This window comes from Limnohabitans sp. T6-5 (genome assembly GCF_003063315.1).
Lineage (GTDB): Bacteria > Pseudomonadota > Gammaproteobacteria > Burkholderiales > Burkholderiaceae_C > Limnohabitans_A.
The window spans coordinates 309,669-321,028 of the sequence record NZ_NERV01000002.1 but is presented as its reverse complement, the minus strand read 5'-3'; the positions used below and the strand labels follow the sequence as shown (position 1 = coordinate 321,028).

18 protein-coding genes are annotated in these 11,360 nt (G+C 52.0%); 14 read left to right on the top strand and 4 right to left on the bottom strand.

The window, feature by feature from the left end; genetic code table 11:
- Window positions 1-80 precede the first annotated feature (80 nt).
- Both B9Z51_RS07180 and B9Z51_RS07175 read left to right on the top strand, forming a co-directional pair.
- Window positions 81-518, top strand: a complete 438-nt coding sequence (locus B9Z51_RS07180; RefSeq protein WP_146187718.1) for a hypothetical protein — start codon at window positions 81-83, stop codon at window positions 516-518.
- Entirely contained in the window at window positions 502-900 is a 399-nt protein-coding gene (locus B9Z51_RS07175) for a hypothetical protein (RefSeq protein ID WP_108373223.1), read from the top strand. The genes B9Z51_RS07180 and B9Z51_RS07175 overlap by 17 nt, the downstream gene beginning before the upstream one ends.
- On the opposite strand, the gene B9Z51_RS07170 is transcribed toward B9Z51_RS07175, so the two are convergent.
- Window positions 884-1,093, bottom strand: coding sequence for a hypothetical protein (locus tag B9Z51_RS07170; RefSeq protein WP_108373221.1), 210 nt, complete (start codon window positions 1,091-1,093; stop codon window positions 884-886). The two genes, B9Z51_RS07175 and B9Z51_RS07170, sit on opposite strands and share 17 nt — an antisense overlap.
- 227 nt (window positions 1,094-1,320) lie before the next feature.
- On the opposite strand from B9Z51_RS07170, the gene B9Z51_RS07165 reads away from it, so the two are divergent.
- The 3 genes from B9Z51_RS07165 to B9Z51_RS07155 all read left to right on the top strand — a co-directional run bounded on the left by B9Z51_RS07165 (window position 1,321) and on the right by B9Z51_RS07155 (window position 4,665).
- Complete coding sequence (locus tag B9Z51_RS07165) at window positions 1,321-1,746, top strand: hypothetical protein (RefSeq protein ID WP_108373219.1); 426 nt, start codon at window positions 1,321-1,323, stop codon at window positions 1,744-1,746.
- Between the two features lie 174 nt (window positions 1,747-1,920).
- Window positions 1,921-3,777, top strand: coding sequence for a DnaA N-terminal domain-containing protein (locus B9Z51_RS07160; RefSeq protein ID WP_146187717.1), 1,857 nt, complete (start codon window positions 1,921-1,923; stop codon window positions 3,775-3,777).
- A 108-nt stretch (window positions 3,778-3,885) separates the two neighbouring features.
- Window positions 3,886-4,665, top strand: a complete 780-nt coding sequence (locus B9Z51_RS07155; RefSeq protein ID WP_233254872.1) for an AcaB family transcriptional regulator — start codon at window positions 3,886-3,888, stop codon at window positions 4,663-4,665.
- A 120-nt stretch (window positions 4,666-4,785) separates the two neighbouring features.
- On the opposite strand, the gene B9Z51_RS07150 is transcribed toward B9Z51_RS07155, so the two are convergent.
- Entirely contained in the window at window positions 4,786-4,965 is a 180-nt protein-coding gene (locus tag B9Z51_RS07150) for a hypothetical protein (RefSeq protein WP_108373213.1), read from the bottom strand.
- A gap of 205 nt (window positions 4,966-5,170) precedes the next feature.
- On the opposite strand from B9Z51_RS07150, the gene B9Z51_RS07145 reads away from it, so the two are divergent.
- Complete coding sequence (locus B9Z51_RS07145) at window positions 5,171-5,644, top strand: hypothetical protein (protein ID WP_108373211.1); 474 nt, start codon at window positions 5,171-5,173, stop codon at window positions 5,642-5,644.
- On the opposite strand, the gene B9Z51_RS18215 is transcribed toward B9Z51_RS07145, so the two are convergent.
- Window positions 5,622-5,801, bottom strand: a complete 180-nt coding sequence (locus B9Z51_RS18215) for a hypothetical protein (RefSeq protein ID WP_146187716.1) — start codon at window positions 5,799-5,801, stop codon at window positions 5,622-5,624. The two genes, B9Z51_RS07145 and B9Z51_RS18215, sit on opposite strands and share 23 nt — an antisense overlap.
- Window positions 5,802-5,938: 137 nt before the next feature.
- Between B9Z51_RS18215 and B9Z51_RS07140 the strand changes: the two genes are divergently transcribed.
- From B9Z51_RS07140 to B9Z51_RS18205, 8 genes are all read left to right on the top strand, one after another.
- Entirely contained in the window at window positions 5,939-6,448 is a 510-nt protein-coding gene (locus B9Z51_RS07140) for a hypothetical protein (protein WP_146187715.1), read from the top strand.
- A gap of 1,042 nt (window positions 6,449-7,490) precedes the next feature.
- The gene (locus tag B9Z51_RS07130) at window positions 7,491-7,838 is read left to right on the top strand and encodes a hypothetical protein (protein WP_146187714.1); all 348 of its coding nucleotides are present in this window, start codon (window positions 7,491-7,493) and stop codon (window positions 7,836-7,838) included.
- 86 nt (window positions 7,839-7,924) lie between these two features.
- Complete coding sequence (locus B9Z51_RS07125; RefSeq protein WP_158272846.1) at window positions 7,925-8,353, top strand: single-stranded DNA-binding protein; 429 nt, start codon at window positions 7,925-7,927, stop codon at window positions 8,351-8,353.
- 78 nt (window positions 8,354-8,431) lie between these two features.
- On the top strand, window positions 8,432-8,887 hold the full coding sequence (locus B9Z51_RS18210) for a hypothetical protein (RefSeq protein ID WP_146187713.1): 456 nt from the start codon (window positions 8,432-8,434) through the stop codon (window positions 8,885-8,887).
- A gap of 12 nt (window positions 8,888-8,899) precedes the next feature.
- Entirely contained in the window at window positions 8,900-9,190 is a 291-nt protein-coding gene (locus B9Z51_RS07120; protein ID WP_233254871.1) for a hypothetical protein, read from the top strand.
- Between the two features lie 34 nt (window positions 9,191-9,224).
- Entirely contained in the window at window positions 9,225-9,578 is a 354-nt protein-coding gene (locus B9Z51_RS07115; RefSeq protein WP_146187711.1) for a hypothetical protein, read from the top strand.
- 16 nt (window positions 9,579-9,594) lie between these two features.
- Window positions 9,595-9,894 carry a hypothetical protein gene (locus B9Z51_RS07110; protein ID WP_108373197.1) on the top strand — a complete coding sequence of 100 codons (300 nt, stop codon included), beginning with the start codon at window positions 9,595-9,597 and terminating at the stop codon, window positions 9,892-9,894.
- Window positions 9,895-9,900: 6 nt separating this feature from the next.
- Complete coding sequence (locus B9Z51_RS18205; RefSeq protein ID WP_146187710.1) at window positions 9,901-10,467, top strand: hypothetical protein; 567 nt, start codon at window positions 9,901-9,903, stop codon at window positions 10,465-10,467.
- Here B9Z51_RS18205 and B9Z51_RS18200 read toward each other — a convergent pair.
- The gene (locus B9Z51_RS18200; RefSeq protein ID WP_146187709.1) at window positions 10,401-11,135 is read right to left on the bottom strand and encodes a hypothetical protein; all 735 of its coding nucleotides are present in this window, start codon (window positions 11,133-11,135) and stop codon (window positions 10,401-10,403) included. The two genes, B9Z51_RS18205 and B9Z51_RS18200, sit on opposite strands and share 67 nt — an antisense overlap.
- Window positions 11,136-11,360 lie beyond the last annotated feature (225 nt).

Sequence of the window (11,360 nt, the reverse complement as noted above, 5' to 3'; positions counted from 1 at the left end):
CTGCAATTCGGTCAGCTGTTTTTGCAATTCGACGTCAGCCATTGTTTCCTCCCATTTCAATAATGAAGTAGGAGGTCATGATGGCCATCATTGAAGCCAAGATCAAGACCCTTGTGGACACGATGAACGGCACGGGTGACATCGAAACAGTCGCTTCGTGCGAAGGTCACTGGTGGGGTGGCAGAGCACCTTACATCTATTTCAAATCTTCTGCAAAGGTCGCTCAGAGTATTGAGCGAAATATTCGTTCTTTCTGCTGGTCTGAGAAGTCAGATTCAAACTTTGATTGGGTCATTAGCGCTCAATTTAACGAACAGTTTGATTTGACGTTCCAACTCCATTCACCTTTGTTAGATCGACTCTCTGAGTCGACATGGAAATCAATTTGGACGCTGGGGTTGCATAGAAACCGTATTGACAGTGATTTATCTACGTTGACCAAACTGCTGAATCAAATTGAGCTGGGGGGCGGCAACGTTCCAAACGTAATAGGAGTTTCACATGTTCACATCGTCTGAATTTTACAAAACCACGCTTCGCAATACCCATCCTTCGTTTTTACCTGCGGCGGTCATTTGCAAAGTTGATCGCCTCATAGTTCCCGTGGGTAAATTGTGGAAGGGCCTTCAAGAGTCGATCAAACGTTTGATGCAGTCAGCATTCCTTGTTGCCTTACTGCCCGTCCTGTTGGTAATGGTGGACCCGTTGTTCAACGGCTACTTCTACAACGGCAATGTGATGACGTTCGAGGAGTATCAGCGGTACCTTCAGTCGACGCTGTTCTGGAGCACGACATTCTTGATCTTCTGCTTGAATGCGCTGCGTTGCCACTATTTCAGTCGGCTGGCGATCTATGTGCGAGATCGCCAGCGTGACCAAGAAATTACCGGTAAGGATTGACGTGATCGATCTTTGCCTTCATTTCCGACACGTAGGCCGTCAGAGCATCTGGCCGCAGTGCAACGATTTCGATGCCGTCCAGCAAGGCGTGCATGGCAATGGCCATGTTTGCGGCCAGATCGCTCATTTGTTCCTGCGTCACTGGCTGGGCGTTGCCAGCGGGAGTGGATGTGGGGGACTGTCTCAAGTTCATGGGGAAGCCTTTCAAAAGATGAAGGTTGTTGGAAAAAAACGGGTGTTTTCCGGCCCATGGGGTGCGATCCCACGGACACACCCGTTTTCATCATACCTGAGAGGTTTCCCCACCCTTTTCCCTGTTTCCGCAGGAATTCCTGCGACAAATTTCAAATTGGCCCAGCAGTTTCCATATCTGCCTTTAGCCGGTCTCTATCCCCTGATTTACATCCCAGGAGCTTCAACATGTCCGTGAAGCATCAATTGCAACCAACACCCGAGGTGGATTTGCTCGATGAACTGTCCACCAATCCGGAATTGTTGTTCATCGCGCTGCAGCAGCCGATCTCTTTCAACCCCGTGTTGGTGGACATCACTCAAAGCCTGACCGCAGGCTTGTTTCTGTCCACGGCACTTGAAGAAGCACACGGTGACTGGGTAGACCTGGACCAAGAAAAAATCAAACGCACCACTCGCTTGACCAATGGTGAGCTCAAGGGTGCCCGACAACGCTTGCGGGATCTGGATCTGCTGCATGAGCGACGGATCGGGTTTCCTTCTCGGACTCAATACAGCATCAATTTCGACAAACTCAAAACAATGCTGGTGTCCCTCAGTCGCCTCCCCAGTCAGGCCCATGTGCAGGCCAATGGGCCGACTGCCTTGCATTGAGGAACACCGGTCATGCAATCATTTGGATTGATCGCTAGGAAGCCTCCCCCGCCCACAAGCGGGGAGCCTCCAGCTGATCCCATTGGGGCCTTGCTGGCAAGCCTAGCGTCAGAGCGTCCAATTGGATACTCAGCCAACTTAGCACGGATCGCTGGTGACCCGAAGGCTGGCCTGATGCTCAGTCAATTGCTGTACTGGACTCGTGTGGGTGTTGATGTTGTCGCCAACGGCGGCTGGATCAGCAAAACGAGGGATCAATGGGCTCTTGAAACAGGGCTGTCCCGCTACGAACAAGAATCTGCGCGGGTTTATCTCAAAAAGGCTGGACTGATCGACGAATCACGTTCTGGCACCCCTGCCCGTCTGGCTTTCCGAGTTCGCCTGCCAGACGTGAGCCAAGCCCTGGCCCGCTTACTTCGCAGTGAACCTGTTCAATGGTCACTCTTTGATGTGCGGTCCAATGCCCAGCAGGTGAAAGCCCTATTGGGCAAGAGCTTGGCGTTCTACAGGGTGTACGGCCAGCTCACTCAATCCATCACTTCAGCCGTGTTTCTGAGTCGAGCACTTGCCACCCAGCGTGCATTGATCGGTGGAAAACACAGCGAATGGTTTTCCATCGGCCTGGTTGAATGGACGGCTGAAACAGGATTGTCGGAATCACAGATCAGGACATGCAAGCAAAAATTATGCCAACTTAACCTTCTTGAACAAGCCTTGATGGAATACCCACGTCGTCGGTATTTCATCAAGGTAAACATCAGTGAACTCAGCAAGCAACTGATTGCGATACGTTTAGGGGTTATCAATCACGGCAATACCGCGCAAAGCATCTTGGGCTTGTTGGGAAAGAGTACCCTGTCGCCCAGCGAAAAGAACGCACGGTCGGCCAATTCGGCCGACCGTATCCCCGGTATAGAGTCGGCCCAAATGGCCGACCGGTTAATGGTTAACACATCGGCCAAAATGGCCGACCGGTTAATGGTTAACACATCGGCCAAAATGGCCGACCGTATGACGATCATACGGTCGGCCAATTTGGCCGACCACAACAAGAAACAGGTCAGGTCATGGCCATCTGGTGCAACCAACACTGGAAATCCCCCCTCTTCCTCCAGTTTGGCGAATTCCGTCAATCTTGATGGTGGGAAATCACAGCTCGTTTTACACCCCGATGAGGCTCAAAATCAATTTGAGCAGTCAAAACCATCCTTTCAGTCGGCTGGAAATCTCAATCCAGTTGGCGGCTTTTCACAGTCGCTAGGGATGAAAAACACAGCCCTACATGCGGGCGCGCGGTTTTTGATTACAAATAAGACTACACCTCCTCCTTCTTCAACCATTACCTCTGAATCAACCACAAGCGCACAAAAGCAATCGACTCAGGATGGTGGTGGCGGTGGTGTTTCTTTTGATCAACTGATCTGGCCTACTGGCTCAGCCTCAACGGCAATCAAGCGATTGGTGGTTGATCACCCTGTGGCCAAGTCCTTGCCACACGACCGTCTGCAGCTGATCCTCGATGAGGTGGCTCACGCTGACGCAAATGGACAGGTCCGAAGCATGGTGACCTATCTCGGATCGCTTTTGCTCAAAGAGCAAAAAGGCGTCTTGCTGTTGTCGGGGGCCTATGAGCTGCAGGAGGCCCGCAACCGTGCTGCAGAGCCAAAGCATCAGGTTGTGCAGCAAACACCTTCGCCGATCAAGTCTGCCCTGCCCGCTTTCGCCTCCAGGCCTGCACCAGCTCGGGATCCTCGGGCTGTGGCTTTGTGGGCTGCAATCTTGGAGCAGCTACCTCAATGCATGCCCGAGCAGCAGATTGAGGTGTGGCTTAAACCGATCTCTGTCGGGCTGGATCAGCAGTGTCAAAAGCTTTTACTGTGCGCCAGCCGTTTCAAGATCGACCACATCAAGTCGGCCTACGCAGCCAAGATTGATCAGGTCATGGTCGATGTGCTGCAGCGAAATCCAGCCCTTGTCCAGGTGAGCCAGTGTCAATTGGTCACCTCACTCCCCCTTCCAGTCAAACCATAACTAGGCAACACCATGAGCAAAAAAGAAGCTGTCACAACCGTCCAAGCCTCTCAAGAGGTGCCGCAATCACCTCAGGCATCCAAGCCTGGCGCAAACAAAAATGAGCCGGTGAGCCGTTTGGTTGCTGAAGAGGACACGATGGAGTTGCACACCCGTGAAGCCATGTTGCTGTATTTGGGCCGTGCACCTGGTGAGCAGTACCGCTTCGGTGTGCCTGGTGCGCGACATGCGGCAAGTGCCCTGCGGCAGCTGTTTGGTTTGACTTCTAAGGACAACCCCTATGCCGATGCCACGCTCATCGACATTGACAGCCGTGTTGAGCGAATCAAGCGGATGATCAAAGCGGCTCGCGATCCACAAATCAAGAAGATGGATGAGCACAAGTCCATGGGGCTGTCGTATACCATCATCCGGGCTCAGCAAACTCAATCGGTTTCTCTGGGCTACCACTCCCCCTATGGCTACATGATGAGCACGGTGATCGTCATGTTTGATGAGTGCGTGCGTGTTCTGAAGTCTGCTGAGCGTCGAGACCTGCTGACCAAACAGGATCAGCACAACGCCCTCTATGCACTCAAGCATGAAATCAGGAGCATGTTTGAAAGCGCCATTCGCGCTCAGCGGATTTTGCTGTCTGATGAAATGAAGCCACTGAGCCGTGCAGACTTTTTGCCCAACAACACCCAGCCAGATGCAGCCAAGCGGGTTGAGGCGGCACAAAAAATCTTTGGTCCCATGGACGACGAGGTTTTCACAGGCAAGAAAGCACCACGCCACACGATGCGCAAGGAACGGCTTTCTGCGGCTGATCAGCGTGTTCTTGATGAAGTGGCTTTGACCATGGTTGAGCATGTCAACGATGAAGTGACTGAAGCGGGACTGGTTTAAATGCGAAAGATCACCGCACTCAAGCTGGGTCATCCATCCATTCAGGATGTGATGAGCGGGACCTATTGCACAAAGAGGGCTACTACCAGTTGGCAGCAGCCCCAGGCGCGCAAGCTGAAATCAGTTCAGCGAAACAGTCCTGATTTGTTGATCGATTTCGAGACTTGTCTGCGGATCAAGTCCCAGCGTTTCCAGACCGCCCAGCAGAGCGTGCATGGCGGTTTCGATGCGGTATTGAATGTCTTGGAGCTGGTCAAGCGTGACTGGTTGATTCGCAGAATCAGTCGCTTTTGTGGTCATGGGAGGGCCTCTCGTTCATGGGTTGGTTGTTGGACACGCGGTGGTGGTTCCGTCCCATGGGGGTCTAGTCCCATGGAACTACCCCCGTGTGAATCATACCCGAGAGGTTCTCCCACCCTTTTTTGGGAGTCATGTTCATGAGTTGCGCGTTACCGCCAGCTCTGGCATTGAGTCCAGCAGTTTTTAAACCCAACCGGAGAAATTGATGACACCACTGAAGACAACGATTAAAAGCAGATTCTTGATCAAGCAAGCACAGGAGGCTTACGTGGCCACGCCTGAATCCATTCTGACGCGAATAGATCAGGTGTTGGCTTTCTGTTTTGCTGCGGGTTCAGTTGCTGCTGGATATGTGAACGTCGCAATGAAAAGCGTCTTTGCAGCTGCAGTTATTCCGCTCTTGTATGTCGCGATTGACCCGTTCATTGGTGACGTGCTGCACTGGGGGATGCCCGTACCGTTCACCTTTGAGTTCTACCAGGGCTATTTGCGATCTGAATATTTTCACCTCCTGGTGCTCAAAATATTTATAGCGTGGGCACTTTTGAAGCTGGCTTTCTCGGGAAAGCTTTCAGAACGGCAAGTCGGTTGGCGCAACCTGCTGCGCAAACAGGGCTACTACCCACCGGTAACAGCCCCAGGCGCGCAAGCTGAAATCAGTTCAGCGAAACAGTCCTGATTTGTTGATCGATTTCGAGAACTGTATGCGGATCAAGTCCCAGCGTTTGCATGCCGTCAAGCAGTGCATGCATGGCGCTTTCGATCCGGAATTGAATGTCTTGGAGCTGGTCAAACGTGACTGGTTGATTCGCAGAATCAGTCGCTTTTGTGGTCATGGGAGGGCCTCTCGTTCATGGGGGGATTGTTGTACACGCGGGGGTGGTTCCGTCCCATGGGGGTCGAGTCCCATGGAACTACCCCCGCGTAAATCATACCCGAGAGGTTCTCCCACCCTTTTTTTGGAGTCATGTTCATGAGCTATCCGTTTCCAACAGCAGCTGACGATGAGTTGTTTTCAAGGTTCGGCATTGAGCCTCGTTCTTACACGGAAGAACAATTGGATTCGGCAGCTCAGGCATGGGATGCATTGCGCATTTCAGGGTTAACACCGAGCTTGTTTGTTTCCCTGATCGCAGTTTGTGAGGGCTCTTTGGCCGAAGCCACGGTCATGTGGGATGGGCTGCGCTTGCATTTTCAGGATGGTCTCAAGCAATTCCAAGAACGTTCTGGTCGCTATTACATCGCACGGTACTCGACGACGTTTTTGTCTGAGCGGTCTTGCCGACGTGCATTTACCGACCTTGCTGATGCTGGTTTGATCATCTTGTGGCCACGCTCACGCACGATTGGACAGAAGTTTCGGGTTGACTGGGTTGAGCTGAGCATTCGATTGAATGCTCTGGATGTAAGCCAGTTGCCGGGACTGGATGGCATCAACGGCGTGACAAGCAATGAAGCGCCTGAGGATGCGGGTCATGCTTGAGCTGAAGTTTTGGAGAGAGACAGGGGGCGTTAGGGGTAGCCGTCGTCGTGAATCAGGCGACGAACGGGTACGGCTCACGCCGCTGAGTCTTAGACATGGTGTTGCAGGTGATTTTGTTAGCTCACATGTCTTGGCTCGGGTACGCCTTTGTGATTCGATGGCAGGCGTGTGGCCACCAGTGGCTTCTGCGGCTTCCCCAGCTGTAAGCCACGCAGCTGTCCGACCCCTGTTCTCTCTCCACCATCTTAGCAATTTGAAGGAGTTGACCTTAAAACCGACATTTTTGGCTTGGTTGATGTTTTGGAGAGAGACGGGGGTCGTTAGGGGCAGTCGTCGTCGTGAATCAGGCGACGAACGGGTACGGCTCACGCCGCTGAGTCTTGGACATGGTGCTTTTTCAATGTTTCGCAGACATGTCTTGGCTCGGGTACGCCTTTGTGATTCGATGGCAGGCGTGTGGCCACCAGTGGCTTCTGCGACTTCCCCAGCTGTAAGCCACGCAGCTGTCCGACCCCCGTTCTCTCTCCTCCATCTTACCGATTCGATGGAACTGACCGCTCACTGGACAGGTTTGTCGGTTCGCTATCAGTTGGAGGTGAGTGGTGTCTGATTTGAAGTTTTGGAGAGAGACAGGGGGCGTTAGGGGAAATCGTCGTCGTGAATCGTGCGACGAACTGGTGCGGCTTTCGCCGCTGAGCCTTGGGCATGGTGTTGCTGTTTTCAATTCTCGCTCACATGCCACGACTCTGGTACGCCTTTGTGATTCGATGGCAGGCGTGTGGCCACCGGTAGCTTCTGCGGCTTCCCCAGCTGTAAGCCACGCAGCTGTCCGCCCCCTGTTCTCTCTCCTCCATCTTACCGATTTGATGGAACTGACCGGAATACACAACTTTGTGTTCCTAAAGGCCTTTAAGGGTAAGGGGCAGCGCCCCGCCCTTTTGCAGTTTGAAAGTGAGCCGAAATGACAGGCGTTAAAGAGAAATTGTTGCAGCCAGGGACCGAGGGCTTTGTGTTGGCCCAACTCACAGGTCGTCCGGCCTTCATGAACCTGATCCGTTCTCAGCAAGCGTGCCTCAAGCAGATTTTGATTGAGATGGAGCTTTTGGCTGAGTCATCAGTGGTCGACGGAACAAGCATTCGCGCCAGGGTCGAGAACCGCAAGGATGGTGCACGGTTCTTGCGCTGGTATGCCTTTGGCCGCAATCGCAACTGGGAGGACATCCTGCCAGACATGAAATCGCTGACAGCACCTGTGAAGCGGCACTTTGAATCAGTCAATCGCCGCATGGGTGAACTGAATGTGTTGTCTCTGATGTACCAGCAATCGATCAAGCGGCTGCAGGCGCATCTGAAAAATCGCAAAGCCTCAAATGCTTTGGCTGAGCAATGACGATTTGAATGTGGGCGGTTTGCCCAAACAGGCAATGCGAATGGCCGAGTCCATTGCTTGAAATTTTCGGTCAGGGAGTTTTTTTCATGGCAACAGAGAGCATTTTGACGGGCAATCTTTTGGCTGACCCCGCTGTCAAGCAGATCAAAGTCCGTGGTGAAGATCGCGTGATTTGTGAGATGCGGATCATGAGCGATGTTTGGCGCGAAGACCATGAGGGCAACCTGGTTCAGGACCCAGATAAATCCCAGCCAGCACAAATCACTGTTTGGAATGAGCGCCTGGCAGAAGGTTGCGGCAACCTTCTGCGTAAAGGGATGCGAGTGGTCGTGATGGGCCAGTCATACCCGCACATTTATCGCGTGTCCGATGCTGACCGCGCCCAGGGCAAGTCGGATTCTTTCGAGATCCGGGTCGATGCAACAAGCGTTTCTCTGGCACTCAACCGTGTTGAGCAAATTGTCATGAAAGCTCGACGGACTCAAGAGCAGGTTGGCAACTCGGATCAGGCCTAAATAGCGAGGGGCTCCAACGATGAGGCACCAGAACCTCATGGAGCACCACCGTAACGTCAATGAAGAAAGGGATGCGTCATGTCTTCAACGCGGTATGCCAACCCATTGGACCCTGTGGTGCAACAGGTTCCGTGGGTGATTTTGGGCGACACGATCACGATTGAGATCACCCAATCTGGGCGGATGTTGGTCGACGGGTGTCTGGTGGAAACAAGTCATGCGACGGCTCAAGCGAATGTGAATGAAGTTGCTTTGCGTGAGCAATTGACAGAATTGGCGAATGAGGCTGGGCGCACATGCAGCCAGTCGCATGACTTGTATGTCGAGAATTTTTCAGCTTCTGTGGATGGTCTCACTGCTCGGTTGCCAGAACCTTGGAGTCAACGGGTTTTAGAGATGGCACGGGCATTTGACTACGCCACGGCTCAAGAGAGAGCTGAATCGCAGAATTGGAATGCTGGACATGGATATTGTTCGCACGGCATCGAGCTTGGATCTTGCCCTGCAGGCTGTGGGTCTGGTCCAGACGATTAAGAGGTCATGGAAATGGTTCAACGACTTCAAACTCTTGGCCTGCCTGCTGAATTGATCAGCTTGGAGGCCCGAATGGTGCTCAAGACACTGGAGCAGCAACCGATGACGATTTCGGGTTTAGAGCGCCATTGGAGGCCCACCTGGAGCATTGAAGAGATACGTGCAATCGTCACTCAGCTGCAGCGTCAAAACCTGATCCGATTTACCGCAGAGCGTGTCCTGGAGCGAGGCCACTACGTCGGCCGAGCACGCCTGACGCATCAAGCCCAAGTCGGTTTGAGCACCAGAAACAGGAGCGCATGAGTATGGTTTTATCCAAATTATCCAAGCATGGTCAATGGGCATTTTTGGGGGCGGCTGTGGTTTTTGCAGTCAACGTGGCCATCGCCGTGGCGGCACTCTTTTTGTCCGTGGTGTCCAAATGAGTGCGGTTGATCACTTTGTGAAATCACCTGGCTTGGTCTTGACGGATGCCGAGCAAGTCGCCATCGGTGCGATCACCATCAAGATGATGCAGGGATTATTGTTTTCTCACTTCGCCAAACGCGGCCGTGGCCGACCCAAGAAAAACGCTGAGGTTCCTCGCTTGATTCGCGGATTTAAGTCCATGGTCAACGCCTCAGGCATCCATCTCACTGCCCAGGAAGAAACAGTCATTCTGGAGCAATTGCTCAATCAAAGTCTTTTTTAAAAGAGGTAAACATCAAATGAAACTGAATCAAACCCACATTTTCTTGACTCCAAGTTTTTCTGAGTGGCCCGTCTCTGAAGTCCACCGTCAACCGGTTTACACGTTGATTGATGGCATTGTCAAAGTGCTCGAAAGCCTTGGTCTGGAGGGCAGCCATACGGAGGTTGTAAGTTTCCTCAATATGTTGCCGCAGACTCCGCGTTCCACGCAATTGATGTTGGATGCCAGAGCCTACTTGAAGGCTCGTCAACAAAAAGTTGACGAACTTTCGGAAAAGCAAAAGCAGCTTGTTATGAATTCGGCTGCCCAACATTGAAGACTTATGAAAAACCTTCGCATTCCCGATGTTAATCACACTGGACATATCGACTTGTCTAGTGAGTTAACGTCCCTTGATGGGATAAAAGTACTGTCCTGGTGGACTACAAAGTGGCCCCGCACGTTGCATGCTTTTTTGACGGTGGGATTGCCGATAGAAAATCACTTTCGACCGCCAGCATGTCGTTTTAAAGATTCAGTTTCATATCTGGATCGACAAGCCATTGCGTCGGGTAAGTTAGTGCCGCTGGATGTGTTTGCCGCGAGCTGGAAAGAGCTTTGCTGTGCCCATTTCGCAGGCGTCTATTTGGGCTCAATTCCAGATAAGCTGGTTGATCAACTAGCGTTCAATGCATCGCTAGAAGAGATCTTTAAAAAGGCATACCCACAATTATTCGAGGATGTTGAAGTACTTCTTTGGGACCTGTGGGAACAAGAACCCTATTGCCCGAAAAAAGATTGTGGACCAGATGAAGATGACATTCGCCCGATTCAATCAGCGCATCATTTGATTCCCAGTGCCTCAGGGATGACTCTGGCTGCGAAATCTCGGATTTTGACATTCTCATGAATGCCCATGATCTGTTGACATTTGATGACGTCCTCAATTTCGTGGGGGTATGGGGTCTTCTGACGACCCTTGGGTGCCGGAAACTCGGCCCTCAGAAGTTGTACGTTCTCAGGTGGAGTAATCCAAAGCTCATCAATCGATCGAATGTTGGCACTGAACCAAAAGCGAAACCAGGCTTTTCTGAATTTGCTGGTACGGGGCGTGAAATCTCGAGAAACCAGAAAGAGTTCTGGCACTTGAAGCAGCGTCAGGTTGCGGTACCCCCAAAGGCCATCCCTGTCCGCAACTTTTATCAATTCGATGAATTCGTAGGCGTCAAAGTTGGGGCAGCGAATCGCCATTTCATGAAAGATCCATTGCCAGTGCTGCATGGCCTGCTCCCTGATCCACTTGGCTCGTACAGGGTCTGGATGAGTGGGTGTCAGATGACCATAGGGCAGTGCTGCAGTGGCTTTTGTTGGGCAAAACCCCGACTTAGGCAGATGTGCAAAGTGGCCCGCCGAGTCACGTGTTCTGCCTGCGACATGGTGCAACGTCTGCTCACAAACATTGCAGTACATGCGCGGTCTTTGATCTTCTTGGATGCCAAGGGCTTTATGGCCCCAGCGAGCAAGGTAGTTCTCGGGCGTGATTTTTTGACCATCGAACGGGTCAATGGCAGTTTTCATGGAAGGTCTTTCCTTAAAGTTTGGTTTGAAGGTCGGGTGATGGGCGCTTGGCTGCGACACTTCGCGCCCATCACCATCATATCCAACGGAAAGATCTTCCACCCTTCTAACGTATTGATTTCATTGATGATTTTTATGATTCGTGACTCTCGTATTTTTGAGACCCCCGATTTAGGGCATTTTTTCCGCTAGGAAGATAATGGAAGTTATCTTCCTAGCGGATTT